Annotated in this window: 22 protein-coding genes; 10 read left to right on the forward strand and 12 right to left on the reverse strand. The window is 68.8% G+C overall.

Annotated elements, in window-relative coordinates; translation table 11 throughout:
- Window positions 1–67 precede the first annotated feature (67 nt).
- The 3 genes from ACQEU1_RS27045 to ACQEU1_RS27055 all read left to right on the forward strand — a co-directional run bounded on the left by ACQEU1_RS27045 (window position 68) and on the right by ACQEU1_RS27055 (window position 6,382).
- Window positions 68–2,245, forward strand: coding sequence for a hypothetical protein (locus ACQEU1_RS27045; protein WP_433207321.1), 2,178 nt, complete (start codon window positions 68–70; stop codon window positions 2,243–2,245).
- 150 nt (window positions 2,246–2,395) lie between these two features.
- Window positions 2,396–3,166: a hypothetical protein gene (locus tag ACQEU1_RS27050; RefSeq protein WP_433207324.1), complete on the forward strand. Its 771-nt coding sequence runs from the start codon at window positions 2,396–2,398 to the stop codon at window positions 3,164–3,166.
- Window positions 3,167–3,367: 201 nt separating this feature from the next.
- Entirely contained in the window at window positions 3,368–6,382 is a 3,015-nt protein-coding gene (locus ACQEU1_RS27055; RefSeq protein ID WP_433207327.1) for a beta strand repeat-containing protein, read from the forward strand.
- Window positions 6,383–6,463: 81 nt separating this feature from the next.
- On the opposite strand, the gene ACQEU1_RS27060 is transcribed toward ACQEU1_RS27055, so the two are convergent.
- From ACQEU1_RS27060 to ACQEU1_RS27090, 7 genes are all read right to left on the reverse strand, one after another.
- Complete coding sequence (locus ACQEU1_RS27060) at window positions 6,464–6,832, reverse strand: hypothetical protein (RefSeq protein WP_433207330.1); 369 nt, start codon at window positions 6,830–6,832, stop codon at window positions 6,464–6,466.
- Window positions 6,833–7,083: 251 nt separating this feature from the next.
- Window positions 7,084–9,111: a replicative DNA helicase gene (dnaB, locus tag ACQEU1_RS27065; RefSeq protein WP_433211799.1), complete on the reverse strand. Its 2,028-nt coding sequence runs from the start codon at window positions 9,109–9,111 to the stop codon at window positions 7,084–7,086.
- Between the two features lie 535 nt (window positions 9,112–9,646).
- Complete coding sequence (gene rplI / locus ACQEU1_RS27070) at window positions 9,647–10,102, reverse strand: 50S ribosomal protein L9 (protein ID WP_433207333.1); 456 nt, start codon at window positions 10,100–10,102, stop codon at window positions 9,647–9,649.
- Window positions 10,103–10,120: 18 nt separating this feature from the next.
- Window positions 10,121–10,360: a 30S ribosomal protein S18 gene (gene rpsR, locus ACQEU1_RS27075; protein ID WP_030480165.1), complete on the reverse strand. Its 240-nt coding sequence runs from the start codon at window positions 10,358–10,360 to the stop codon at window positions 10,121–10,123.
- A gap of 59 nt (window positions 10,361–10,419) precedes the next feature.
- Complete coding sequence (locus ACQEU1_RS27080; protein WP_089918350.1) at window positions 10,420–10,929, reverse strand: single-stranded DNA-binding protein; 510 nt, start codon at window positions 10,927–10,929, stop codon at window positions 10,420–10,422.
- A gap of 29 nt (window positions 10,930–10,958) precedes the next feature.
- Window positions 10,959–11,267: a 30S ribosomal protein S6 gene (rpsF, locus tag ACQEU1_RS27085; protein WP_433207337.1), complete on the reverse strand. Its 309-nt coding sequence runs from the start codon at window positions 11,265–11,267 to the stop codon at window positions 10,959–10,961.
- A gap of 101 nt (window positions 11,268–11,368) precedes the next feature.
- Window positions 11,369–12,301: a hypothetical protein gene (locus tag ACQEU1_RS27090; protein WP_433207340.1), complete on the reverse strand. Its 933-nt coding sequence runs from the start codon at window positions 12,299–12,301 to the stop codon at window positions 11,369–11,371.
- Between the two features lie 131 nt (window positions 12,302–12,432).
- Here ACQEU1_RS27090 and ACQEU1_RS27095 point away from each other — a divergent pair, with 131 nt between their 5' ends.
- Genes ACQEU1_RS27095 through ACQEU1_RS27105 form a run of 3 tightly spaced genes read left to right on the forward strand, consistent with a single transcriptional unit; the run spans window position 12,433 to window position 15,630 of the window.
- Window positions 12,433–13,203, forward strand: a complete 771-nt coding sequence (locus ACQEU1_RS27095; protein WP_433207343.1) for a deoxyribonuclease IV — start codon at window positions 12,433–12,435, stop codon at window positions 13,201–13,203.
- A 23-nt stretch (window positions 13,204–13,226) separates the two neighbouring features.
- Complete coding sequence (locus ACQEU1_RS27100) at window positions 13,227–14,603, forward strand: glycosyltransferase family 87 protein (RefSeq protein ID WP_433207346.1); 1,377 nt, start codon at window positions 13,227–13,229, stop codon at window positions 14,601–14,603.
- A gap of 19 nt (window positions 14,604–14,622) precedes the next feature.
- The gene (locus ACQEU1_RS27105) at window positions 14,623–15,630 is read left to right on the forward strand and encodes a GDSL-type esterase/lipase family protein (protein ID WP_433207349.1); all 1,008 of its coding nucleotides are present in this window, start codon (window positions 14,623–14,625) and stop codon (window positions 15,628–15,630) included.
- Here ACQEU1_RS27105 and ACQEU1_RS27110 read toward each other — a convergent pair.
- The 3 genes from ACQEU1_RS27110 to ACQEU1_RS27120 all read right to left on the reverse strand — a co-directional run bounded on the left by ACQEU1_RS27110 (window position 15,542) and on the right by ACQEU1_RS27120 (window position 20,536).
- Window positions 15,542–17,155 carry a glycosyltransferase family 87 protein gene (locus ACQEU1_RS27110; RefSeq protein ID WP_433207352.1) on the reverse strand — a complete coding sequence of 538 codons (1,614 nt, stop codon included), beginning with the start codon at window positions 17,153–17,155 and terminating at the stop codon, window positions 15,542–15,544. The two genes, ACQEU1_RS27105 and ACQEU1_RS27110, sit on opposite strands and share 89 nt — an antisense overlap.
- Before the next feature lie 103 nt (window positions 17,156–17,258).
- Entirely contained in the window at window positions 17,259–19,787 is a 2,529-nt protein-coding gene (locus ACQEU1_RS27115) for a transglycosylase domain-containing protein (protein ID WP_433207355.1), read from the reverse strand.
- 350 nt (window positions 19,788–20,137) lie between these two features.
- Window positions 20,138–20,536, reverse strand: coding sequence for a DUF5318 domain-containing protein (locus tag ACQEU1_RS27120; protein ID WP_433207358.1), 399 nt, complete (start codon window positions 20,534–20,536; stop codon window positions 20,138–20,140).
- Between the two features lie 164 nt (window positions 20,537–20,700).
- On the opposite strand from ACQEU1_RS27120, the gene ACQEU1_RS27125 reads away from it, so the two are divergent.
- Both ACQEU1_RS27125 and ACQEU1_RS27130 read left to right on the forward strand, forming a co-directional pair.
- Window positions 20,701–21,240 carry a PadR family transcriptional regulator gene (locus ACQEU1_RS27125; protein WP_285636748.1) on the forward strand — a complete coding sequence of 180 codons (540 nt, stop codon included), beginning with the start codon at window positions 20,701–20,703 and terminating at the stop codon, window positions 21,238–21,240.
- A gap of 29 nt (window positions 21,241–21,269) precedes the next feature.
- Window positions 21,270–22,355 (forward strand): inositol-3-phosphate synthase, encoded by a 1,086-nt coding sequence (locus ACQEU1_RS27130; RefSeq protein ID WP_433207361.1) that lies wholly within the window; start codon window positions 21,270–21,272, stop codon window positions 22,353–22,355.
- A gap of 48 nt (window positions 22,356–22,403) precedes the next feature.
- On the opposite strand, the gene ACQEU1_RS27135 is transcribed toward ACQEU1_RS27130, so the two are convergent.
- Window positions 22,404–23,138, reverse strand: coding sequence for an SDR family NAD(P)-dependent oxidoreductase (locus tag ACQEU1_RS27135; RefSeq protein ID WP_433207364.1), 735 nt, complete (start codon window positions 23,136–23,138; stop codon window positions 22,404–22,406).
- Between the two features lie 94 nt (window positions 23,139–23,232).
- Here ACQEU1_RS27135 and ACQEU1_RS27140 point away from each other — a divergent pair, with 94 nt between their 5' ends.
- Entirely contained in the window at window positions 23,233–23,814 is a 582-nt protein-coding gene (locus ACQEU1_RS27140) for a hypothetical protein (RefSeq protein ID WP_433207367.1), read from the forward strand.
- Here the strand turns inward: ACQEU1_RS27140 and ACQEU1_RS27145 are convergent.
- Window positions 23,763–24,389 (reverse strand): HAD family hydrolase, encoded by a 627-nt coding sequence (locus ACQEU1_RS27145; protein WP_433207370.1) that lies wholly within the window; start codon window positions 24,387–24,389, stop codon window positions 23,763–23,765. The genes ACQEU1_RS27140 and ACQEU1_RS27145 overlap by 52 nt on opposite strands.
- Before the next feature lie 67 nt (window positions 24,390–24,456).
- On the opposite strand from ACQEU1_RS27145, the gene ACQEU1_RS27150 reads away from it, so the two are divergent.
- Entirely contained in the window at window positions 24,457–25,623 is a 1,167-nt protein-coding gene (locus ACQEU1_RS27150; protein WP_433207373.1) for an MFS transporter, read from the forward strand.
- Window positions 25,624–25,659: the final 36 nt, after the last annotated feature.

Below are 25,659 nucleotides of genomic sequence, written 5' to 3' on the forward strand. Positions count from 1 at the left end.
AACTGTTCGGACCCTCGCCAAGCCGGAACTCCACCAGGGATGATCCGACTCGTCAGGGGAGGACGAAGTGATCAAGCCGGAAGACTTGACCGAAGTCGAGCGCCAGGTCGCGGGAGCCTACGCCGGTGGCACCGAGATCGACCTGACCGGACAGAGCGCCCGCGGCGAGGTGCTCACCGGCCTGTTGACCGGTATGTACCGCGTTCCGCGCAAGGGACTACCCGCTCTTCGGCTCCGCAACGCGCGAATCACCGGGAAGTTCGAACTGGAAGGCACGCGCGTCACGAGGGTCATCGACCTCACGCACTGCACGTTCGAGGAGTCGCTTGACCTCCGCATGGCCCGGCTGATCGGGCTGCGGCTCCGCGGCACCCGCGTCCCCGGCCTCCAGGGCCGCAACCTCCGCGTGTTCAGCGACCTGGTCCTCGAAGCCGGCTTCACCTGCACCGGCACCGTCGACCTCACCGACGCCGCCGTCGACGGCACGCTCCGGCTGGCCGGCGCCGTGCTGCGGTCCAACACCCACCACGCCCTGCTCGGCGCACGGCTGCGCGTCAGCGGTTCGGTGCAGGGCATCGCGATGCGCGCGCAAGGAGAGGTCAGGCTGCGCGGCGCGAACGTCGGCGGCAGCGTCCACCTCGGCGGCGCCCGCCTGATCAACACCGGCAAGGACGCGCTCGACGCGTCCGGGCTCGTCGTCGCCGGCAACGTCTTCTGCAACGCGGAGGGCGGCCGCTTCACCGCGGACGGCCGCGTCCTCTTCGACGGCGCGCGGGTCGGCGGCAACGTCGAGTTCACCGGCGCCCGCCTCAACTCCACCCACCGCATCGACAACCAGGTCCTGGTCCTGCCGCACGGGTCGGCCGACGAGGCCGCGACGCTGGTGGCCGACCGCATCCGGGTCGAGGGCAACGTCGAGCTCGACGACGGCTTCACCAGCACCGGCACCGTCCGGCTGCCCAACGCGAGCGTCGGCGGGTACCTGCGGCTGTCCGGCGCGGTGATCGGGCCGCGCGAGGTCGCGGAGGAGCTCGCCGGTGACGTCACCAACCGCATCCCCGTCGCGCTGCACGCGGACGGCATGCAGGTGCGCGGCGACGTCGAGGCCCGCAGCGCGGTCAACGGCGCGGGCACCCGTTGCCCCGCACTGCAGACCTACGGCCAGGTCCGGCTGTCCAACGCGACCATTATGGGCAGCGCCAGCATGTCCGGCGTCTCGTTGCACGGGCCGGGCATCGACGTCCTGTTCGCCGACCGCCTCCAGATCGGCGGCACGCTCTTCCTGCGCGAGCTGAAGGCCAAGGGCTCGATCCGCCTGCAGAACGCGAACATCGGCTCCACGCTCGACCTGTCCGGCGCCGAGTTGACGTTGCCGCGGCTGCGTCCCAACGGCACGCAGAAGCCGTCGCTCGACGCCCGCGCCATCACGATCGGCAAGGACCTGCTGTGCAGCCGCGGGTTCAAGGCGGTCGGCGGCGTCCGCATCCGGCTGGGCGAGGTCGGCAAGATGGCCACGTTCAGCGACTCGCACCTCGGCTCGACCGCCGCCGACATCGCGCTGAACGCCTACGGCCTCACCGTGCACCAGTTCCGGCTGCACATCCCCGAGGGCCAGGAGCCCATGGGCAAGGTCGTGCTGAGCCGGTTGAAAGCCGTGTCGGTGACCGACGGGCCGGGGTTGTGGGACGCCAGGGGCGGCGTCGCCGTGGACGACTTCGAGTTCGCCGGCATCACCGCCGACCCGGACGTTCCGGTGCAGACGCGGCTGAAGTGGTTGCTGAAGGTCCAGCCGGACTTCGCGCCGGGGCCCTACGAACAGCTCGCCGCCGTGTACCAGCAGGGCGGTGAGGAGGAACTCGCGCAGAAGGTGCAGCTGGAGAAGCAGCGCCGCCGTTACTCGGAGCTCGGTCGTGCCGGGCGGGTCTGGGGCGCGGTGCAGCGGTTCACCGTCGGGTACGGGTACCGGCCGTGGCTCGCGATCTGCTGGCTCGCGGTCTTCTGGCTGGCGGGCGCGTTGTGGTTCCACTGGCACCCGATGGTCAAGCTCAACAAGGACGAGGACCCGGTCTGGAACGCGGCGTTGCTCGCGCTGGACCTGTTGATCCCGATCATCGACTTCGGTCACGACGGGAAATGGCAGTTCACCGGTGCGTCGCAATGGATTGCGGCCGTGCTTGTAGCCGTTGGATGGGTACTCGCTTCTACTGCTGCTGCGGGAGCCGCACGCGTGTTGAAACGCATGTGATTCCAGGCGGGGCGTTCACACGATGTAGTTAACCGGGCGCTCAGAGCGTGCATTCGGGGTGGATGGACTGGCAGAGTCGCCGACGTCGACTTGATCAGCATGATCGTCGGCGAATCCCTTGAGTGCCACCGAGTAGCGAGGTTTCCTGCGTTGTTCTCCGCTGATCTGCGAGCGAAGACGGGAGCGTCCGGCATGCGCCGGTTCGCCACCCGTGCGCTGCTCGCCGTCGGTGGGGCGATCGCGGGAACGGCCGTTGCCTGGGCACTCGGCACGGCCTCGGCCCACGCGGCCGAAGGTGCCGACACGCAGCAGTTCGACGTCATCAGCAAGGTCGTCGCTTCCAGCGACGAGAAGCTGCCGGTCGTCGTCGTTCCCGCTGCCAAGGCAGTGCACAAGATCGACGAGACCTTGCGCGCCGAGCAGGAGAAGGCTCGCGCCGCCCTGCCGGACGTGCAGGTCCAGAAGGCGGTCGAGCAGATCGCCGAGCGAATCCTGCCGCAGGTCACCAGGATCGGTCAGACGCAGGCACCCGCCGAAGCGCGGATGCTCGACGTGACGTTCCCGGAGGCCCCGGCTCCCGCCATCGAAGCCGCGCAGCCCGCGGCCCCGGTGGTCTCGCAGTACACCGCACCTTCCGGTGCGTCGTGGACGGATCTGGTGGAGCACAACGACTTCGTCGTGCCCTCCGAACAGAGCCCGTCCCTGCCAGGCAACCCGATGCCGAAGCTGCCCGTCCCGGCCCCCGCGCCGGTGCAGTGCTCTTCGTGCCACGACGGTTCTGGCTCTGCCAAGGGCATCGCGATCGCTGCCCTCGCTGCGTCCGGCAACGCTCACGGCATCTCGTCGACGCGCGCTCTCGCGCCGTCCACCGACGAGGTCACCGTGACGCCGGGCAAGCAGCCCGGTATCAACCCCGACTGATCACAGCGCGCGGTCCGCGACAGCCCTCCTCCCCACGGCTGTCCGGAATTCGACCGACGCGCTTTTTTCTTGCGCTCCTTCAGGTCGATCACCGCGTGCGACTCCCCCGGTGAAAGACGCGCCTTCCCCTGCGCGTTCTCGGCCCCACCTCCCATGAACCCCCGTTCCGCTGAACGGGAAATCTGGAAATAAGGAGATCTAATGCAGACCTGGGCAAAGCGCGGACTTCAGACCGCGTTTGTCACTGGTGGTTTGCTGATGCTCGGTACGGGCATCGCTTCTGCCCAGGAGAACGTCGACCCGGACGCCGCCCCGCCGGCCGTCGACGTCGCCGCTTCGGTTCCGCTCAAGGCGGACCAGAACAAGCTGGCCACTCCGGTCAAGGAGATCACGGTCCCCAAGGTGGACCGCACGATCAGCACGGACCGCGTCACCAGCGCGGTGCCCACCCGCACGGCTGCGCCCGTCGCGAACCCGCTGGTCCGCCAGGCCGGCGAGCGCCTGCAGGGCACGCCCTTGCAGAACCTCGTCCGCGGCAACACGATCCAGGCGCACGTCGATGTGCCGATCAACATCTGCGGCAACGCGATCGCGGTCCTCGCGAACACCGACGCGACCGCCGACTGCTCGCAGACCACGCACCGCGACGGCACGATCGTCACGGACGGCGCGGGCCAGGCCCTGGCCGGCAACGTCGTCGCCGTCAACCACATCCTGCCGGTCCAGATCACCGGCAACGCCATCGCGGCGGGTGGCAACGCCACCACCAACACGGCCGCCGAGCAGGTCTCGACGACCGGCGGCGACATCACCACCAACGGTGACCGCGGCGCCATCTCCGGCAACGTCGTCGCCGAGCAGGGCGCGACCCCCGTCCAGATCACCGGCAACGGTGTGGGCGCGGCCGGCATCGCGCAGGCCAACTCGACCGCCGACACGTTCGCGTCCTCCGAGGGCGACGTCCTGACGAGCGGCAAGAGCAGCTCCATCTCCGGCAACGCCGTGCCGATCCCGCTGGCCCCGCTGGCCGAGGTCAACGGCAACTCCGCCGCGGGTGCGGGCAACTCCGGCACCGACTCGGTGCAGACCGGCACCGCGATCGCCGGTGGCGACGTCGACACCAACGGCGACCCGGCCACGCTGGCCGGCAACATCGTCGAGCCCGCCCTCGCCGGCCCGGTCACGGTCGACGACAACGCCGCGGCCGTCGGTGGCAACGCCGGCGCCGTCAGCGACACGTCCAACTGGTCGAACGCCGGTGGCACCAAGCACACGACCGGCACCGGCTCGACCGCGTCGGGCAACGTGGCCGGCGCGCCGATCTCGCTCCCCACCGCCGCGGGTGGCAACGGCGCGTCCCTCGTGGGCAACGCCCTCACCGACCACGCGAACGAGGCGACCTCGAACGCGGGCGGCGAGACCTACACGCAGGCCGACAAGTCGGTCCTGTCCGGCAACATCGCCGACGTTCCCCCGGCCACGGCCGTGGACGTGTGCGGCAACGGTGCCACCCTCGCGGGTCAGGCCGTGGGCACCTGCGAGAACGACGTCAAGTCGACCACCAACGGTTACCAGGGCACGACCGGCAACGACTCGGTCATCTCCGGCAACATCGCGCAGACCCCCGTCGCCGCTCCGGCCGAGGTCTACGGCCTCGCCGCGACCCTCGGTGGCCAGGCGGCCGGCTCGGCCGACGAGACCAAGCTGGTGCGTTCCAGCGGTCAGCCGAACACGCAGGACGACCACGGCACGGTCTCCAGCAACATCGTGACCGCCCCCACGGCCGTCGCGCCGCAGGTCTTCGCCGTCACCGCCGGCCTGGTGGGCAACACCGTGTCCGACACGGCGAACGACACCACGGTCATCGCGGGCAAGGACCCGAAGGCCTACGGCAAGAAGTCCTCGGTCTCCGGCAACATCGTCCAGGTCCCGACCTCGACGCCGGCCCAGGTCTTCGCCGACGGCGCCACCCTGGTCGGCAACAACAAGACCACGGGCGACAACGCCACCGACATGAAGGCCGGCGGCGACGCGCTCACCACCGGTGAGAAGGGCTCCATCGCGGGCAACGTCGTGTCGGCTCCGGTCGCCACCGGCACGCAGGTGCTCGGCTGGTCGGTCGGCGGCGGCAGCAACGTCGACGCGTTCTCCACCAACGCCCTGTCGTCCGTCGCCGGTGGCGACGTCAACAGCAAGGGCGACGGCGGTGCCGTCTCCGGCAACCTGATCGGTGCGCAGCCGGCCGTTCTCCCGGCCGTCCCGGGCAACTCGGTCGCCGCCGCGGGCATCACCAACTCCGACGTGGTGTCCGACACCAACGTCATCTCGGGTGCCGACAGCTACGCCACGGCCGAGGACGCCTCGGTCTCCGGCAACCTGATCCACGTCCCCGCCAACGCCTTCGCCGGCGTGTACGCGGACGCGGTCGCGGCTGCGGGCAACGCGACGACCGTCACCGACAAGTCGTCGTACACCTCCGCCGGCGGCGAGATGCTGACCGAGGGCTCCGGCCCGCTGACCGCCCGCGAGATGACCGTTCCGGTCGAGGCGGCGGCCAAGGTCGCGCGCATCCCCGTCGAGGTCGTCGGCCAGGCGACCACGCTGGGCACGAGCGACGACACGCAGCTCACCGGCGAGGACACCGACGGCACCCTGCGCGCCGCGCAGCTCAAGGGCCTCGAGCTCCCCAAGGGCGTCGACAGCCTGCTGAAGGCCAACCAGGTTCCGACCTTCCACGGCCTCGACAGCAAGCTGCCGGTCAACCAGTTCCCGAACCCGGCTGACCTCGCGTCGCTGGCCGGCCAGCTGCCCACCCCGGCGCTGCCCGGTGTGGCGCAGGAGCGCACCGCGCTGCCCGTGAACGGTGGCCTCGCGAGCCTGTCCCCGAACGTCCAGGGCCTGCCGCTCGGCACCGTCCTCGACGCCGCCAAGGGCCTCGTGCCGGCCGGCGCCACCGAGCGTTCGCTGCCGTCCCTGCCCGTGACCGCCCCGGCCCTGCCGGTGCCGGTCCAGCTGCCCGCCCTGCCGACCGAGCGCTCGCTGCCGAGCCTCCCGGTCGACGGCCCGGCCTCCCTCTCGGGTCTGAACCTGAACCCGACCCAGGGCCTGGCCCCGCAGGCCGACGAGCGCGCGCTGCCGCAGCTGCCGTTCAACGCCCCGGCGCTGTCGGCGCTCGACACGGCCAAGGTCTTCCAGACCGTGTCCGGCGTGCTGTAACACCCTCGAAGTACCGCTAGACCGCAACACCCTCCTCCGGTAAGAAACTGAGCCCCAGCGACACGACGGTGTCGCTGGGGCTCAGTGCCGTTCCGGGGGCTTCCGCGCTGTCGCGATGACGTCGTCCGGCCCGGCGTCCCCGTCACTGGTCACCCAGTGAACCGTCGGTGTGCCGCCGGCGAACTGCCTGACCAACTCGGCGATCGGCGCGCCGTCCCCGAAGTCGTGCTCGGCCAGCACCGCCAGCGTCGAGTCGCTGAACCGCGCCACCGTGAAGTCGGGCCGAAGCCCACGCCTCAGGTGCCTGGCCGCTTCGATCACGTCCTCGGGTTCCTGAACGAGAACCAACGTGACGAGCGTGCCCCGCGTGCGCGCCCTGATGAGCGCCTGCTCCAGTCGGTCGAGCAGCAACGCGTGTCCGGGCAGCCCCGTGAGCGGGTCGTGCAGCACCCTCCGGTTCTAGCCGAGCCCTGTACCGCTTGACCAGCACCACCACCACGACGGGTGAGTCACGCGTTGGGGTTCGCGGTGGCCTTCTCCGCGGCCCGACTCGTCTCCTCCCAAGCGGCCCGCGAGATCGTCGATGACGCGGACCTGGACCTGGAGTGGCGGTGGACCTGATCTGGGGCCCGATCCTCAACCGCTGGCTGCACCGGACCGAGCCGCTGACCAGCGAGTACGCCCAGCAAGTGGTGGACAGATCAGGTTTGGGCCAGGTCCGTGAAGCGCGAGTAGTGCAGCTGGTGCGCCACCGTGATCGTGGCCGTGGGCCCGGCGCGGTGCTTGGCGATGATCAGGTCGGCCTCGCCCGCCCGCGGGTCGTCGCGCTCCCAGGCGTCCGGGCGGTTCACCAGGATGACCATGTCGGCGTCCTGCTCGAGGGAGCCGGACTCGCGGAGGTCGGACAGCATCGGGCGCTTGTCGGTTCGCTGTTCGGGGCCTCGGTTCAGCTGCGAGATCGCGATGACCGGGACGTGGAGCTCCTTGGCGATCAGCTTCAGGTTTCGGGAGAACTCCGAGACTTCCTGCTGGCGCGACTCGGTCTTCTTGCCCGACGACATCAGCTGGAGGTAGTCGACCACTACGAGCTTGAGGTCGTGGCGTTGCTTGAGGCGGCGGGCCTTGGCTCGGATTTCCATCATCGTGAGGTTGGGGCTGTCGTCCACGAAGAGGGGGGCCTCGCTGATCTCGCTCATCCTGCGGGCCAGGCGGGTCCAGTCGTCGTCGCTCATGGTGCCGCCTCGCATGTCGCTGAGGCGGATGCGGGCCTCGGCGGAGAGCATGCGCATGACGATTTCGGTGCGGCTCATTTCCAGGCTGAAGATCGCGCTGGTCATGCCGTGCTTGACGGAGCACGACCTGGCGAAGTCGAGGCCCAGGGTCGAGTTGTGGGTGGGGATCATGGTCTTGCCGGCCAGGTAGAGGTGGTCGTGGTTGTCGACCTCCACGCAGCGGACAGGGACCGAGGCGATCGGGCGGACGGCGAGGATCTCCACCTGGTCGTGCTTGCCGAGGCTGGCTGCCAGTTCGTCCACGTCTCGGCGGAGGCGGGCGAAGCGGCCGTCGATCTGGAGGGCGGCCAGGAGTTCGGCCCGCTGCTTGTGCGAGGCGCGCAGGTACGTGGCCGGGATGTGCGGGTCGTCGGCCAGGTCGAGGTCCTTGGCCACGCGCAGTTCTTCGTCGGTCAGTTCCAGGTCGCCCAGGCCCGAGAGGAACAGGCCCAGCGCGCGCGGGGAGAGCGGCAGCGACGTCGGCGGGAGTTCCCAGGCTGACGACAGGCGCACGTACTGGCGGCAGAGGCCCGCTCGGTCGAAGAGTTGTGCGGTGGTGCGGATCGCCCAGAAGCCGCCCGTCTCGCTGCACGACTCGGTCAGCCACTGGTGTTCGGCGTCGGCGACGATCACGGTGCCGTCGGAGAACTCCACCTCGAAGCACGGGCGGCCCGTCATCACCTCGGTCGCGGCCACGACGCGGGTCGGGCGGCCGTCCGCGCCCATCAGGTACGAGCCGACCGTGACGGAACCCATCGTCGTCCAGCCGGACGGGGTGGGGAGCGGGGTGTCCAGGGCCAGCGCCTTGCCGACGCCGGGGCGGGCGGCGACGATGATCATCTGGCCGCCGTGCAGGCCGTTGGTCAGGGCGTCGAGGTCAGCGAAGCCCGTCGGGATGCCCTGGGAGATGCCGCCTCGGGACGCGATGGCGTCGATCTCGTCCATCGTCGGCTGGAGCAGGTCTTCGAGGGCCACGTAGTCCTCGGTCGTGCGGCGGTCGGTGACCTCGTAGATCGCGGCCTGCGCGCGGTCCACCACCTCGTCGACGTCCGCGCCCTCTGCTCCGTTGTAGCCGAGCTGCACGATTCGGGTGCCGGCTTCGACCAGGCGGCGCAGCACCGCCTTCTCGGCGACGATCTCGGCGTAGTAGCCGGCGTTCGCGGCCGTCGGGACGGTGGCGATCAGCGTGTGCAGGTACGGGGCGCCGCCGACGCGCAGCAGTTCGCCGCGGCGTTCGAGCTCGGCGGAGATGGTGATCGGGTCCGCCGGCTCGCCCCGGCCGTAGAGGTCGAGGATGCAGTCGTAGATCGCCTGGTGGGCCGGGCGGTAGAAGTCGTTGGGGGCGAGGGCCTCGATGACGTCCGCGATGGCGTCCTTCGACAGCAACATGCCGCCCAGGACGGACTGCTCCGCGGCCAGGTCCTGCGGCGGCTGGCGCTCGAAAGCGGGTTCCGCCATGCCCCGGTCGTCCACGAGCGCCACTGCTGAATCACCCCTGCGAAGAGTCGAGAGCCGGTGCCTGAGTCCCCTAGTTGTACCGCGCGGCACCGACAATTTCGGGCGGCCACGCTGTGCGATGGGGTCGCCCTGGTGGCGACGCTAGAGGGACCCGTCCGGAGCAAGCAAACCAGCGTGTGGATCGCCCTGTGGACAACTGGGGGACAACCTGTGGATGGTTGCTCACAGGGCTCGGAGCGCTGGGGACAACCTGTTGACAACCGGTGGAGTGACAGAAATAACCCCAGCTCAAAGGCTGTGTACAAGTTGTGGAAGAAGTTGTGCGCCACACCGTCGGCGTGTCGCGAAAAACACCATCGTCGGCGTGTCGCGGCCCCGGTAAACCCTCGGTTTATCCACAGGACGTGGACAGACACGCACTGGTCCGAACGAGCGAAGCGCCACCCACCCGGAGCATTCCGGGTAGGCGGCGCTTCAGCAAACCCAACCATGGGTGATCCCCACCAAAGGGTGGTGATCATGACCCAAGGAGCACTTACTCGCCCGCGGTCACGACCAGGGGCAGGGCGACGGTGACCTCGGGGTGGAGGCGAACCGTCACCGAGTGCTTGCCGGTCGTCTTGATGTGACCCGGCAGCTCGATGGCGCGCTTGTCCAGCACCGGACCACCGGCGGACTTGACGGCAGCCGCCACGTCCGCGTTGGTGACCGAGCCGAACAGCTTCTTGGAGCCCGAGGCCGCCTTCGCGGTCAGGGTGACGCCACCCAGACCCTCGAGCGCGGTCTTGATCTCCTTGGCGTGGTCCAGGTCGCGCACGCGGCGGGTGTCCTGCGCGCGGGTGATGACCTGGATCTGCTTCTGCGCGCCACGGGTCGCGACGATCGCGAGACCACGCGGGAGCAGGTAGTTGCGGCCGTAGCCGTCCTTGACCTCGACGATGTCGCCGGGAGCGCCAAGGCCGGAAACGTCAGCGGTGAGGATGAGCTTCATCGCGAATGTTCCCTTCTCTTAGCGGGCGGTCGAGGTGTAGGGCAGCAGGGCCATCTCACGGGCGTTCTTCACGGCAACAGCGACGTCGCGCTGGTGCTGCGAGCAGTTGCCCGTGACGCGGCGGGCACGGATCTTGCCGCGGTCCGAGATGAACTTGCGGAGCAGCGTCGTGTCCTTGTAGTCGATCAGGGACGCGCTCTTGTCCTTGCAGAAGGCGCAGACCTTCTTCTTGGGCTTGCGCACAGGCGGCTTGGCCATGTGTCTCTAACTCCTGGATACGCAGTGAATGAAGTACTGGATGACCGGTGCGGTTCGGTCTAGAAGGGGGGCTCGTCGGCAAAGCCACCGGAGCCGGCCGGCGGGGCGGAACCCCACGGGTCGTCTGCCGGCGCGCCGCCGCCACCGCCGCGAGACTGCTGACCGCCGCCGCCGCCGAAGCCGCCGCCACCGCCGCCGTCTCCACGGCTGACCTTGTTGACCTTCGCGGTCGCGTAGCGCAGCGAGGGGCCGATCTCGTCGACCTCGAGCTCCACGACGGTGCGCTTCTCGCCTTCCTTCGTCTCGAAGGAACGCTGGCGCAGCCGTCCGGAGACGAGCACTCGCGAACCGCGGGTGAGCGACTCGGCCACGTTCTCGGCGACCTGCCGCCACACGTTGCACCGCAGGAACAGCGCTTCGCCGTCCTTCCACTCGCCGGACTGGCGGTCGAAGGTGCGGGGCGTGGAGGCCACCGTGAAGGAGGCCACCGCGGCACCGCTCTGGGTGAAGCGGAGTTCGGGGTCGGCAGTCAGGTTCCCGACCACCGTGATCGTCGTCTCACCAGCCATGTCTTGGGAGCTCCCCTAGTTCAGGTTCGTCAGGCCTTGGCGGCCGACTTGGCGGGCTCGCGGCGCAGGACCTTCGTCCGGAGCACCGTCTCCTGCAGACCGAGCTGGCGGTCCAGTTCCTTCACCGCGTCAGGCGTCGAGGTCAGGTCGAGCACCGCGTAGATGCCCTCGCTGTTCTTGTTGATCTCGAAGCTCAACCGGCGCTTGCCCCACACCTCGACCTTCTCAACGTTTCCGCCCGTGGTGCGGATGACGTTGAGGAACGTGTCGAGAGACGGCGCGATCGTGCGCTCGTCAAGGCTGGGGTCGAGGATGACCATCACTTCGTAATGACGCATGAGGACCACTCACCTCCTGTGGACTCGCGGCCACGGGCTTTCCGTGGCAGGAGGGTCGTCGCGTCAGCAACTGACAAAGGTTAACAGAGCGCGTCCGGCGACTACGCAGGGGTGCGGCGGAGCACCCAGGTCCGCACCAGCGCGCCCGTGACCAGGGCCAGCATCAGCACCGCGACCAGCACCGGAGCGCCGACCCCGCCAGGACCGGAGAGCCGTGGCAACGCCGTCGCGCGACCGGCGGCCTGGATCGAGTCGCCCGCGACGCCGACGCCGTTGGACGCGCGCGGCACCTGCGAGCCGTACCGGACGCCGGGCGACGGCGAGTACAGGCCGGGCATCGCGAACGGCAGCGAGCCGTAGCTGAACAGCGGCACGCGGCCGAAGTTCGAACCGATCGGGTACAGCGAGAAGTCGCGGTTGCTCGGCGCGCCCGCACCCACACCGGGAACGCCGGGAACACCGGGCTGCTGCGGCTGGGTCCCGGGCTGACCGGCGGGAGGAGGCTGCTGACCAGGCGGTTTCGGCTGGCCGGGCAGCTGCGGCGTCAACGCCTGCGACTGGTCGGCGATCGCCTTCGACCCGTCCTGGATCGGCGCCGCGACCTGGTTCACGCCGGTCACGACGATCTGGCAGCCCGAGGTCAGGGTCTGCCGCACGGACTTGTCGAGCTGGCCCAGGATCGGCCCGAGCAGCGGGATCTTGTTGACCTCCGCCATCACCGCGTTGGCGATCGTGGCGCCGGAGATCGTCGTCGTCCCGACCTGAACGGCACCGAGCGGCATGGGCTTGGCCTGCGTGAACGCCTGCTTGAACGGTTCGGCGAGCGGCGGCCCGAGCAACGGCACGGCGCGGATGAGATCGGTGATCGGCTGCGTCACGGCGGCCGGGCTGAGAGCGACGGGCGTGCCGGGCGCACCCTGCACGGACGTGGCACAGCTCCCGACCACGATGGGATCTGCCGCGTGCGCGACCCCGCCCACCGAAGCGGACGCCAGGGCCAGCAGCGCCGTGGCGGCGACGCTCAACAGCCTCATGCGAACCCCTTTCCTACTCTCAAGTAACGACCGTAGGTCCTGGTGGTGACGCGAGCCACCCCCAGTTTTTCCAGTTACTCCTATCGGCGGCGGCTGCGATCGCGTTATGGACGCCGACTACCCTCCTGCGTATGCGCATCGGGGCCCATGTACGCGACGACGACCCGGTCGGCGCCGCGGCCGAACGCGGGGCCGAGGTCGTCCAGTTCTTCCTGTCGGATCCCCAGGGCTGGAAGAAGCCCAAACCCCACCCGCAGACGGAGGCCCTGCTCGCCTCCGACCTCGAGGTGTTCGTCCACGCCCCGTACATGATCAACATCGCGTCGCTGAACAACAAGATCCGGATTCCGTCCAGGAAGAACGTGATCCAGCACGCGGAGGCGGCCGCGACCGTCGGCGCCAAGGGCCTGATCGTGCACGGCGGCCACGTGACCAAGGGCGAGGACCCTGCGGAGGGCTTCGCGAACTGGCGCAAGTTCTTCGAACGGCAGGTCGCCGACGGCGGCTTCGCGGTCCCGGTGCTGATCGAGAACACCGCGGGCGGCGACAACGCGATGGCGCGCTCGTTCGACAACCTCAAGCGCCTCTGGGACGCGGTCGGCGAGTTCGGCTCCGGCTTCTGCCTCGACACCTGCCACGCGTTCGCGGCGGGCGAGGACCTGGTCGGCATCGTCGATCGGGTGAAAGCCATCACCGGCCGCATCGACCTCGTGCACCTCAACAGCTCGCGCGACGAGTTCGGTTCCGCGCGCGACCGGCACGACAACATCAAGACTGGCACCATCGACGCCGACCAGCTGGCGGCCGTGGTCGCCACCGCCGGGTGCCCCGTGGTGGTGGAGACACCGGACGAGGGCCAGGCGGAAGACATCGCCTTCCTGCGCGACCGCGCCGGCCGGTGAACACCGTGCACGAGGTGGTGAGCGTGACGCCCGAGCGAGGCGACGGCGGGCGTTTCGCGAACCGCTTCGGCAGGCCCGCCGCCGTCGTGCTCGTGTTGTTGTGCGGGCTCACGCTGCTGCTGGGCTTCATCAACAAGGACCGCTGCACGGGTCCCGCGTTCGACCAGTGGGGCCGCACGCAGCCCGACTACGACGAGCGCAACAAGGAAGACGTCTGCTACTCCGACATCCAGCACCTCTGGATCGGGCGCGACATCGACCGCCACGTCTTCCCGTACGTCGACGGCGGCATCAACGACAAGGGCACCCTCATCGGGGGCACGGTCGAGTACCCGGTGCTGTCCGGCCTGCTGATCTGGGCGGGCGCGATCTTCGCGCACAACGACGCGCAGTACCTGCTCTTCTCGTCGCTGCTGATGGCGCCGTTCGGCCTGCTCACGGGCTGGCTGCTGGGCAAGCTCGCCCGCTGGCGCGCCCTGCTGTGGGCGATCGGTCCACCGCTGATCCTGTACGCGTTCCACAACTGGGACCTGCCGGTCGTGCTCTGCTCGGTCGCCGCGGTCTTCGTGGTGCACCGCTGGAACCGGCCGCTGGTCGAGAGAGCGACGGTCGCGTCCGTCCTGCTCGGCCTCGGGTTCGCGTTCAAGGTCTACCCGGCTGCCTTCGTGCTGCCGCTGATGCTCTTCGTCGCCACCGGTGGCTGGCGCGGCCAGGAGATACCGAACGGCAAGAAGGTCGACGTCGCCGGCGCGGTCAAGGTCGGCCTCGCCTCGATCGTCACGGTCGTGCTGGTCAACCTGCCGTTCGCGATCGCCGGGTACGACGGCTGGGCGGCGTCGTTCGAGTTCCAGCAGCTCCGCCGGGTCGACATCACCACGAACTCGATCTGGTACTGGGGCCTGCGGCCGTTCATCGGCGACGACCCGATGCAGTCGGTCGTCGGCGTGATCTCGCCGATCGCGATCCTGGTCTCGTTCGCGATCGCCGCGGGCTACGGCTGGGTGCGCTTCCGGCGTGAGGGCAGCTACCCGTGGATCGCGGTGTCCGGCGCGATGCTGTGCGGCTTCATGCTGCTGCACAAGGTCCACTCGCCGCAGTACACGCTGTGGCTGGTGCCGTTCCTCGTGCTGCTGCGCGTGCGGCTGATGTGGGCGTTCGCGTACTACGTCGTCGACCTCGCCATGGGCATCGGCATCTTCCGCTGGTTCTGGGCGATCGAGTTCGGTCAGCCGGCGGGGATCTACGACAGCTTCTCCGCCCAGGCCGTGATGATCGGCGTGTGGGGGCGGGCCGCGTTGCTCGTGGCGTTGTTCGTGGTGTTCCTGAAGTCGAAGGACGTCACCGAGGACGACCACGAAGATCTGAAGTTCGTCCGCGGGGCTGTAGCCACCAGAGCCTGATCCGACGCAGACTGCAGGCGTGAGGGTGATCTTCGCGCTGGCGTTGCTGCTGGTCTGCGGTGCCTCCGGCGTGCCGGTGCGGTCGGAGGTGATCCGCTGGCTGCCCGTGTGGCAGGCCGTGCCGACGCAGGCAGGCGCGGTGCCGGACCAGACCGTGCGCACCACCGTCGACCTCGCGGCGGGCGGCACGTCGGTGCGCGTGCGGCTGTCGAACCTCCTCGGCACCAAGCCCGTCCGCGTGCAGCAGGTCGTCGTGACGGCGGACGGCGAGTCGCGCCGGCTCACGTTCGACAGGTCCACAGCCGTGACCATCCGTGCGCGCGGTGAGGTCTACAGCGACGCAGTGCAGCTCAAGGTCACTGACACGCTCGACATCAACACGTACACACCGGCCGGAACACCGTGCCAGGCCCGTGCGCACCGCACGATCACCTCGACACGGGAGCAGATCTGCCTCGTCTCGGCTGTCGAGGTCGCGGGCTTCACCGCGCCGGGCGCCGTGGTGATGTTCGGCGACTCGATCACCGAAGGCTGGTACGAGAACACCTGGCCGTCGCTGGTCGAGACTGACTACGCGGTGCTCAACGCGGGCATCAACGGCAACGGCGTGGTGCTGGGCAACGCGCCGATGGTCACCCGCATCCACCGCGATGTCCTCTACAGCAAGGAAGTGCGCAAGGTCGTGCTGCTCGGCGGCATCAACGACATCCAGAGCAGCGTCAGCGCCGAGAACGTCATCGCGGGCATCCAGACCATTCAGTCGCGCTGTCGCACCGCGGGCGTGGAGCTGCGCGTGGGCACCATCACGCCGTGGCGCGGCTGGGTCAACTGGACCGAGGAACGCGAGCAGCAGCGCCAGGAGGTGAACGCGTGGATCCGCGCCACCTTCCCCGGCGCCATCGACTTCGACGCGGCCGTGCGCGACCCCGCCGACCCGCTCAGACTGCGTCCGGAGTTCGACTCCGGTGATCACCTGCACCCGAACGGGACCGCATTCGGTGCAATGGCTCGCCTCGTGCGGGTCTGACCAGCTGACGGTCCGGCGCGTCGGCCAGCACGCCCGCCAACGGGTCGTCGCCCGCCTTCCGCACCAGGTCGCGTTCCGGGTGGTAGATCTCCTTGAGGATCAGCACGCACAACGCGATGACGGCCGCGTCCCGCAGCAGCACGGCGCCGAGGAACCAGTCGATCGGCAGTCCCTTGTGGTCGGTGCCGAGGTAGAAGTACATGCGCGGCACCCACACCAGCGCGTCCACGGTCATCCACGCCAGCAACAGCTTCCAGCGCGGCAACGCGAGCACGGCCAGCGGCACCAGCCACAGCGAGTACTGCGGGCTCCACACCTTGTTCGTCAGCAGGAACGCCGCCACGACGAGGAACCCGAGCTGGGCCAGCCGCGGCCGGGTCGGCGCCGACAGGGCCACGTATGCGATTCCGGCGCAGCAGACCAGGAACAGCACCATGCTGACCGTGTTCAACACCGTCGGTGGCTGTCCCTGGGTGAGTCCGGGATCGAAGCCCTGCCAGCCCGTCCACTGCACGAGGACGTTGTAGAGCGTGTCCGGGTCCGCGTTGCGTTCGGTGTTGAGCCTGAAGAACTCTCTCCAGCCCGTGTGCGACGCCGGGTTCAACGCCAGCGGAGCGTTCACCAACGCCCACGCGCCTATGGCAGCGGCAGTGGTGGTGAGACCGACCTTGAGTCTGTTGGACCGCCAACACAACAACAGCAACGGTCCCAGCAGGAACAACGGATAGAGCTTCGCCGCACCACCGAGCCCCAGCAACACACCGGCGAGCACGGGTTTCTTCCGTGCCCACGCCAGCAGACCGGCCGTGGCGAACGCCGTCGCGATCGTGTCGAAGTTCGTGAACGCGTGCACGATGACCAACGGCGACACAGCGACTATCGCCGCGTCCCACGTCCGGCGCCGCGCGATCCTGGCCACCGAGAACACGGTCACCAGCCACGCCACCGCGAGCCAGAACGCCGTGACGTTGAAGAACACGATGACCGTCATCGGTAGACCGGGCACCAACGCGACGAGGCCCTGCGCAACGCGCGCGTTGAGCCACATGAACAAGCCGGTGACCACCGGGTACTCCATGTACCGGACGTGCTCGGTCGGCTTGCCCTCGTCGTCCTTCCACGACGTGATGTACGGGAAGGACCCCTGCTGGTCGAGCCGTTCCGCCGTGTAGAGCGGCACGGTGTCGGAGTAGCAGAGCGCGACGAACTGACGGCTCCCCCGCCAGTCGAGCTGCACGACGCCCTTGTCGTCCACGTACTGCTGGACGCACGGCGACTTCTGCACCCACCCCAGCAGCAACGTGACCACGGCGAGCATCAGGATCACCCGCACGGCCGTCCAGAAGTAGTTCCTGCCGACCAGCGCGTGCTCGCCCAGCGGACCGCCGAACGGTCTGCTCAGGCCGCGCGCGAGCGACTCGGTCCACGTCGGTGCGACGCGCTCCTCTGGCGTGAGCGAGACGGTGTCCTCGGCGAGGTCCTTCTCGGAGGACTCGGCGGGAAGCTCGGCAGGGCTGCTGGGCACGGGGCGGATGTTACGGCCAAGACCGTTTCGCCGTGGTCAACATCCCAGGTAACGGCACAAAGCGAAGGGGCCCGGTGCGCTGTGCACCGGGCCCCTCCACTGGTCAGCCTCCTGGGTTACCCCTCGGCCGCCCCGTCTGCGACGGGTCCGGCGGGTTGCCCGACGGGTCCTCGCAGGTGATGCCGGGGATGCAGCCGGGGTTCGACGGCTTCGTCTGCGACGGCTTGCCGGGTTCCGACGTCTGCGACGGCTTGTCGGGGTTGCTCGACGGCTGGTTGTTGCTCTGCGGGATAGACGGCGGGTCCGACTTCCTCGGCGGGTTGAAGTTGCCGATCGGGTTCGGCTTCGCGAACGCTTCCTTCTGCGCGCCCGCGAGTGCCGCGTCCATGAACTTCTTCCACATCAGGCCAGGAAGACCGGAACCGAAGACGGCCCTGCCGTTCTTGTCCTTGATGGCCACGTTGCCCTGGTCCTTGCCGACCCACACGGAGGCGGACAGCTGCGGCGTGTAGCCGACCATCCAGGCCTTCGAGTTCTGGTCGAGGCTGCCAGGGAGCTCGTGCGTACCGGTCTTGCCGGCGCACGGGCGGCCGCCCGCACACGCGATGGCACCGGTCGGGATCTCCTTCAACGTCTCGGTGACGTTGTCGGCGATGTCGCGGCTCTTCGTCTCGACCGGGTCGAACGCCGGGACCGCCTTGTCGACGTGCTGGTAGAGCACGTCACCGGTCGGGCCGACAACCTTCGTCACGAAGAACGGTTCGCGGTACATGCCGCGCGCGGCGAAGGTCGCGTAGGCCGCTGCCATGTCGAACGGCCGCACCTGCGCGTTGTCGGCGCCGATGGAGATACCGGCGTTGGGCTTGCCGCCACCCTCACCGACCAGGGTCTGCTTCTCCTGGCCACCGACCCGCACGACCTTCGGGATGCCGGCCTGGTGAGCCGCGTCCGCCACGGCCACGGTGCCCGTGTCGTTCGCCACCATGTCGTAGAACACGGTGTTGAGCGACTCCTTCATGGCCTGCTTGATCGGGCACTGCTTGCCGCACTGGCTCGCACCCGCGTTGCGGATCTCGACGCCGGCGATCTTGCGGGGCGAGGTGCCGTCGTAGGTGTCACCGATGCCCTTGCCCATCTTCAGGGCGGCGACCAGGTCGAACGGCTTGAACGACGAGCCGGCCTCCTGGATCGTGCCCTTGGCGTAGTCGATGCCCTTCAGGCCGTCCTTGCCGGGGTAGTAGGCCCTGACCGCGCCGGACTGCGGCTCGATCGCGCTGAGCGACGTGCGCAGCTCCGGGTCCTGGCCCTCCATCACGGAGTTGACCGCGTCGAGCGCTGCCTGCTGCATCTTCGGGTCGATCGTCGTGGTGATCGTGACGCCGACCTTCTGCGCGCGTTCCATCGTGATCCCGACAGTCTCGCTGTCGAGCTCGTTCTGGACCTGCTGGCTGACGCGGGCGAGCGGGCCGTCGAGGCTCGCGGGCTGCGTCTGCTCGAACGGCAGCGGCGTCGGGTACTTGCGCGCGTCGTAGTCGGCCTGGCTGACCCAGCCCTTCTCGCGCATCTGCTTCATCACGAACTCCCAGCGGCCCTTCGCGTGCTCCTCGTCCTCGGACCACGAAGGGATCTGGATCATGCCGGCGATGAAGGCCGCCTCGGACGGCGTCAGCTCCGCCATCGGCTTGTTGTAGTAGACCTGCGCCGCGGCCTTCATGCCGTTCGCGCCACGACCGAAGTACACCGTGTTCATGTACGCGGTGAGGATCGTGTTGTGGTCCGACTCGTTGCTCATCTTGTAGGCCTTGACGAGCTCGGTGAACTTGCGAGTCAGCGTCGCTTCCTCGTTGCCCGTGGCCTTCTTGATGTACTGCTGGGTCAGACCCGAACCACCCGAGCTGCCGCCCGTCGCCTGGATCCAGACGGCGCGCACGATGGCCTTGGCGTCGAAGCCGGGGTTGTCGTAGAAGTTCGCGTCCTCCGCGGCCATGACCGCGTTCTTGACGTTGTCCGGGAGCTCCTCGTAGGTGAGCAGCGTGCGGTTCTGGCCCGGCGAGGTGATCTTGCCCATCTCGCTGCCGTCCGCGTAGAGCAGCGTGATCGTCTTGTCCTGGGCGTCCGCGATCTCGTTCGGGCGCGGCCAGTCGACCAGCGGGTACGCGACCGCGATGGCGATCACCGGACCCAGGATCATCAGGCCGATGGCGACGAACGCGCCGATGCGGACGCGCTTCCAGATCTTCTTCTTGCGCAGCCGACGCTCCTCCTCTTCGGTGAGCTCCGGCTCGTCGTCGTAGTACTCGTCATCGTCGTCCACCGCGCCGGCCATGAGGAACTCGTCGTCAGGCTCGCGGTGGGTGATGAGCTCGGGCTCGCGCTGCGTCGGCCGGTTGACCGGCGGCATCTGCGTGGTGCGCTCCTCGCCGGGGTTGCGCGGAGGCATCCCGGGACGGCCGGGGCCACCCTGCGGACCGGGGCCACCGGGCCCGCCAGGTCCACCGGGGCGACGGCCACCGGGCGGCGGCGCGATCGGCATGCCACCGGGAGGCGTCGGCGGGCGGTTGCCGCCGGGACCGCCCTGGGGACCACCGGGGCCACCGCTCTGCGGGCCGCCGGGCGCGCCGGGACCGTTCATCGGACGGCCGGGACCGCCAGGTCCGCCGGGACCGCCCTGCGGCGGCCCACCCTGCGGACCGCCTGGTCCGATCGGGCGGCGCGGGGGCTGCTGCTGTGGGAAACCACCGGGCGGCGTGCCACCCTGAGGAGGGCGCGCGAAACCGCCGGGCGGGGTGCCCGGTCGCGGCTGATTCGGGACATCGCGCCTCGTGCCGCCGCCGTCCGGGTCGTCCCCGGTCGGCCACTGCGGCTCGCCTCCGCGCTGCCGGTCATCATGCTGGTCGTTCACGTGAAAAGGCCTCCCAGACCGGCGTGCAACAGCACACGGTTCGGTGGTCGTACTTCGTTCGGAGCAGTGTCACCTGACGGTCATTCGGCCGCAGTCCTCCTGCGTGGCTTTTCCAGCCCACGCTTCCCCAGGACGTATGACTGCACCAGGTGGTTCCAACTGCACGTGCGGCAAACTTCAACTACGTACACGGAGAACTCGTCGAACAGGTTCGCCATCTTCACCAGTTCTTCAGGTGTGCGCGCTGAGCCGGCCGCGTGCTTGAGCTCGTCACCGTAGACCCACGACACGTGGGTCAGCGGTTCCTTCCGGCACACCGGACAGGGCACCTCGGTCGCCGTTCCGTGGAACTTCGCAGCTCGCAGCAGGTACGGGGACGCGTCGCAGACCTCCATGGTGCCCGTGCGACCGGCATGGACCTCCGCCAGCAGCGCACGGCGCTGCAGCGAGTAGTCCACCACCTGTCGTTGGGTCAACACGAGACAAGAGTACGTGCCGGGCGCTTTTCGATGATGGGCCGTTCAGGGCAGCGACCGGCGACGCGGTATCACGGTGTGCCACATCCCACAGTTCCGAGGAGCACACGATGTATCGCGCCGATATAATCACCTCACCTATCGGTGCAGGTGCGGGGAGGTGACTCGTGTTCGAGTTCGCGCTGCTCGGCCTGCTGCACGAGGCGCCCATGCACGGCTACGAGCTGCGCAAGCGCTTGCATGACCTGCTCGGAGCGTTTCGCGCGTTCTCCTACGGATCGCTGTACCCAACACTGCGGCGACTCCAGCGGGCGGGCCTGATCGTGGAGGAGGGGCCGGAGGAGTCGGCTCTTTCTTGGGGACGTCGGGCTCGCAAGGTCTACAAGCTGACCCCGGACGGCAAGGAGCGGTTCGCCGACCTCCTCGCCAATGCGGGTCCGCAGACCTGGGACGACGACTCGTTCGGGGTCCACCTGGCGTTCTTCTCGCGCACGCCGGCCGACGTCAGGATGCGCATCCTGGAAGGCCGCCGGCGGTGTGTCGAAGAACGCAGGGAGGGCCTGCGCGAGCGACTCACGCGCACGGGTGAGCAGATCGACCGCTACACCCGTGAGCTGCACAGCCAGGGCCTGGAGAGCACGGAGCGCGAGGTGCGGTGGCTCAACGAGCTCATCGCGCACGAGAAGTCCGAGCAGGACGAGCAGTAACTCACATGTTGATCAAGGAGGACTCGGCAATGGGCGAAAACCGCCGCACCGTTCGAGTGGCCATCGTCGGGGTTGGCAACTGCGCGGCGTCGCTGGTGCAGGGCGTCCACTACTACCGTGACGCCGACCCGAGCACCCGCGTGCCCGGTCTGATGCACGTGCAGTTCGGTGACTACCACGTGCGCGATGTCGAGTTCGTCGCCGCGTTCGACGTGGACGCGAAGAAGGTGGGTGTCGACCTCTCCGAGGCCATCGGGGCCAGCGAGAACAACACCATCAAGATCGCGGACGTCCCGCCGCTCGGCGTGGTCGTGCAGCGCGGCCACACCTACGACGGTCTCGGTCGCTTCTACCGGGAGACGATCGAGGAGTCGGACGCGTCGCCGGTCGACGTGGTTGCCGCGTTGCGCGAGGCTCAGGTCGACGTGCTGGTCTCGTACCTGCCCGTGGGTTCCGAGGACGCGGACCGCTTCTACGCCCAGTGCGCCATCGACGCCGGTGTGGCGTTCGTCAACGCCCTGCCGGTCTTCATCGCGTCGGACCCGGAGTGGGCGGAGAAGTTCCGCGCCGCCGGCGTCCCGATCGTCGGTGACGACATCAAGTCCCAGGTCGGCGCCACCATCACGCACCGCGTGCTGGCGAAGCTGTTCGAGGACCGCGGTGTCCAGCTCGACCGCACCATGCAGCTGAACGTCGGCGGCAACATGGACTTCCTGAACATGAAGGAACTGGAGCGCCTGGAGTCCAAGAAGGTCTCCAAGACCCAGGCCGTCACGTCCCAGGTGGACCGCGAGATGGGCAAGCGCAACGTCCACATCGGCCCGTCCGACTACGTCGCGTGGCTCGACGACCGCAAGTGGGCCTACGTCCGCCTGGAGGGTCGCGCGTTCGGCGACGTGCCGCTGAACCTCGAGTACAAGCTGGAGGTCTGGGACTCGCCGAACTCCGCGGGCATCATCATCGACGCGGTCCGCGCGGCGAAGATCGCCCTGGACCGCGGCATCGGCGGCCCGATCCTCTCGGCCTCCTCGTACTTCATGAAGTCCCCGCCCGTGCAGTACTCGGACTCCGAGGCGCACGAGGCCGTGGAGAAGTTCATCCGCGGCGAGGCGTAGTTGTTGTTGGGGCCGCCTCTCTCGTAGGGGCGGCCCCATTTTTTTTGGTCAGCGCTTCGACAGCCTGAGCTTCTGCCAGCTGCCGTCCGCCGTCCACCCGCCGTCGACGGGCAACGCGACCCCGTTGACGTACTTCGCGTTGTCACTGGCCAGGAACCGCACGGCCTGCGCGATGTCGTCCGGCGCCGCGAACCGCCCCATCGGCACGTGCTCGGTGATGTCGTCGTCCACGTAGTACCCGCCGGCCTGCGACTCGACGTCCATCTCGGTCTTGACCCACCCGGGACACACTGCGTTGACCCGCACGCCCCTCCCGCCCCACTCGACGGCCAGGGTGCGGGTGAGGCCGATCAACCCGTGCTTGGTCGTGTTGTAGGCGGCCCGATCCGCAACGCCCTGCAACCCGGCGACGGACGCGATGTTGACGACGCTGCCGCTGTGCTGTGCCAGCATGATCTTCCCGAGCGCCTGCGTGAGCAGGAACGGCCCGGTCAGGTTGACCGCCATGATCCGTTCCCATTGCTCAAGGCTCGTGTCCTCGAACGGCACGATGCCCGCGATCCCGGCGTTGTTGACCAGCACGTCCACCCGTTGATGGGTGCTCAGGACGTGCTCGGCGAGCCTTTGGACGTCAGCGGCGCTGGCGACGTTGCCGACGATCCCGTCCTTGCTCTCCTGCAGGTCGAAGCCGACGACGGCGTACCCGTCCTCGCGCAGCACCTCGGCGATCCGCAGCCCCATGCCCTGCGCCGTGCCGGTGACCACGGCAACTCGTTGCGTCATACCGCCACGCTAAGGACGAGCGACCGGACGGCGACAGACACGTTCGTGTGTTCGGAGTCTCAGCGAAAGCCGCGCTTCCGCTAACTTCAGGCCCGTGCGCACGCTGCTCGTCGCCCTCCCCGGCCTGGTCCTCGCCGGCATCGGCCTGACCCACCCCCACCACCTGGACGCGTCGACCGCCCAGTGGTGGCAGAACATGCACATCATCCTGGCGGCGGTCTTCCCGCTCCTCGGTGCCGCGCAATGGGTCCTGCTCGACGACAGTCCGCGCTACGTCCGCTACCCGGCCCGCCTCGCCGCGTTCGGTTACGTCGTCTTCTACGGCGCCCTCGACGCGTTGGCGGGCATCGGCGGTGGCGCGCTGGTCCTGCAGAACGGCGGCCGCACGCCCGGTGACGAGGCCGTCTTCCGGATCGGCAACCAGCTCGGCACCGTTGGCGCGTGGTGCTTCTTCGCCGCCAGCCTCGCGATCGCCGTGTGCGCGCTCCTCAAGAACCGCCTCAAGGCGATCCCCGGCGCGCTCTTCCTGATGGCGGGCAGCTACCTGTTCCTCAGCAGCCACATCTACTGGCCCAAGGGCGTCATCGCCTGCACCTGCATCGCCATCGGCATGGCCGCGATCAGCTACGCCAGCGCGTCCGGCAGGTCGGCGATCGAGCCCAGCACCCGCACCTGAGCCAGCACGTCCGCGGCGGGCGGGAAGTGCGGGTTCGGCACGGCCAGCACGGTCATCCCCGCCGCCAACGCCGCCTTCAACCCGTTCGTCGAATCCTCGACGGCATAACAAGAAGCTGCCTCAACCCCCAGCTCGGCAGCCGCCGCGAGGTACACGTCCGGTGAGGGCTTGCCGGCCGCGCACGACTCCGACGACACCGCCACGGGCACCGGCAGGCCGGTCACGTCCAGGAACACCCTGATCAGCACCAACGGCGCGGACGACGCGATCGCGACCGGAAAGCGCGCAGCCACCGCCCGAACCGCCTCGAGAGCGCCGGGCAGCACCGGCAGGTGTTCGGCGTAGGCCTTCTGCATCTCGGCGATCACCCCGGCGGAGACTTCTTCGGGAGACAGCCGCACGCCCAAAGACACCAGGTACGCGGCCCACTCGGGCGTCGACATCCCCTGCATCGCCCTGGTCGCCTCCGGCGTCCACACCCCGCCGTGGGCGGCGGCGAACGACTGGCGCACCTCGTCCCACACCTGCTCGGAATCGATCAGCACGCCGTCGAGGTCGAAGATCACCGCATCCACGCCCCGAACCGTACCCTGTGGCGGATGATACTTCGCTATGCTAAGCAAAATCAGTTAGGATAGCTAAGTGAATTTCAAGGCTCAGCCCAAACAGGTCTGGATCACCGCCTTCGCGGCCGTGATCGCCTTCATGGGGATCGGGCTCGTGGACCCGATCCTGTTGTCCATCGCAGAGGGTCTGCACGCAACACCCGCGCAGGTCACCCTGCTCTTCTCGTCCTACCTCGGCGTCCAGGTCGTGGCGATGCTCTTCACGGGCGCGGCCACGGCGCGGTTCGGGGCCAAGCGCACGCTCGTCGGCGGGCTCGCGCTGATCGTCATCGCCACGCTGCTGTGCTCGGCGGCAGGGAGCATCGGGCAGCTGGTCGGACTGCGGGCCGTCTGGGGGCTCGGCAACGCGTTCTTCATCGCCACCGCGCTCAGCGTCATCGTCGGCGCGGCGAGCGGCGGGCAGAAGGCCGCGATCCTGCTCTACGAGGCCGCGCTCGGTCTCGGGCTGAGCGTCGGGCCGCTGCTCGGCGCGCTGCTGGGCAGCATCTCGTGGCGCGGGCCGTTCCTCGGCACCGCGATCCTGATGGCGGCCGCGTTGGTCCTTTGTGCAACGTTCCTGGCCAAGGACTCGCACCAGGAACGTCCGAAGATCGGTCTCGCCGATCCGCTGAAAGCTCTGAAGAACCCGACGCTCTTCCGCACCAGTGTTGGAGCGGCGCTCTACACGGCCGCGTTCTTCACCGTGCTGGCCTGGTCGCCGTTCGTCCTCCAGTTCGGCGCGGTCGAGATCGGACTGATCTTCTTCGGCTGGGGCGTGTGCGTCGCGGTCTCCAGCGTCTTACTGGCGCCACGGCTCGCGGACGCCATCGGCGAGAAGCGCGCGATCATCGCGTCGGTGCTCGGGTTCGCCGTGCTGATGCTGCTGATGGCGTTGCCCAGCAAGCCGTTGCTGGTGACCGCGATCATCGTGAGCGGCCTGGTCAGCGGTCTGCTCAACACCCTGTTCACCGGCACCGCGATGAGCGTCAGCGACGCGCCGCGGCCGGTGGCGAGCGCCGGCTACAACTTCCTGCGCTGGCTCGGCGGCGCGCTGGCGGCGACGTTCGTGAGCCACCTCGCCCAGCCGTTCGTCGTCGCGGCGGTCCTGTGTGCGGTGGCGGCCGTGCTGCTCGCGTTCAACCGAACTGACACGCGCGAGGTACCTGCGGAAGTCGTGATCGCGAGCGAGCAGCTAGTGGGTTAACAGAAGGTGAACTACGGTCGGTGTCGGTTCCCGCAC

It is taken from the genome of Lentzea sp. CA-135723, assembly GCF_050936595.1.
Classification (GTDB): Bacteria; Actinomycetota; Actinomycetes; order Mycobacteriales; family Pseudonocardiaceae; genus Lentzea.

What these genes read in the sequence shown, in the direction of transcription:
- rpsR (WP_030480165.1), bottom strand. Translation starts at nt 10,360, where the DNA reads ATGGCCAAGCCGCCTGTGCGCAAGCCCAAGAAGAAGGTCTGCGCCTTC.
- ACQEU1_RS27115 (WP_433207355.1), bottom strand. Translation starts at nt 19,787, where the DNA reads ATGAACGGTCCCGGCGCGCCCGGCGGCCCGCAGAGCGGTGGCCCCGGT.
- rplI (WP_433207333.1), bottom strand. Translation starts at nt 10,102, where the DNA reads ATGAAGCTCATCCTCACCGCTGACGTTTCCGGCCTTGGCGCTCCCGGC.
- ACQEU1_RS27080 (WP_089918350.1), bottom strand. Translation starts at nt 10,929, where the DNA reads ATGGCTGGTGAGACGACGATCACGGTGGTCGGGAACCTGACTGCCGAC.
- ACQEU1_RS27095 (WP_433207343.1), top strand. Translation starts at nt 12,433, where the DNA reads ATGCGCATCGGGGCCCATGTACGCGACGACGACCCGGTCGGCGCCGCG.
- ACQEU1_RS27130 (WP_433207361.1), top strand. Translation starts at nt 21,270, where the DNA reads ATGGGCGAAAACCGCCGCACCGTTCGAGTGGCCATCGTCGGGGTTGGC.
- dnaB (WP_433211799.1), bottom strand. Translation starts at nt 9,111, where the DNA reads ATGGCGGAACCCGCTTTCGAGCGCCAGCCGCCGCAGGACCTGGCCGCG.
- ACQEU1_RS27135 (WP_433207364.1), bottom strand. Translation starts at nt 23,138, where the DNA reads ATGACGCAACGAGTTGCCGTGGTCACCGGCACGGCGCAGGGCATGGGG.
- ACQEU1_RS27055 (WP_433207327.1), top strand. Translation starts at nt 3,368, where the DNA reads ATGCAGACCTGGGCAAAGCGCGGACTTCAGACCGCGTTTGTCACTGGT.
- rpsF (WP_433207337.1), bottom strand. Translation starts at nt 11,267, where the DNA reads ATGCGTCATTACGAAGTGATGGTCATCCTCGACCCCAGCCTTGACGAG.
- ACQEU1_RS27090 (WP_433207340.1), bottom strand. Translation starts at nt 12,301, where the DNA reads ATGAGGCTGTTGAGCGTCGCCGCCACGGCGCTGCTGGCCCTGGCGTCC.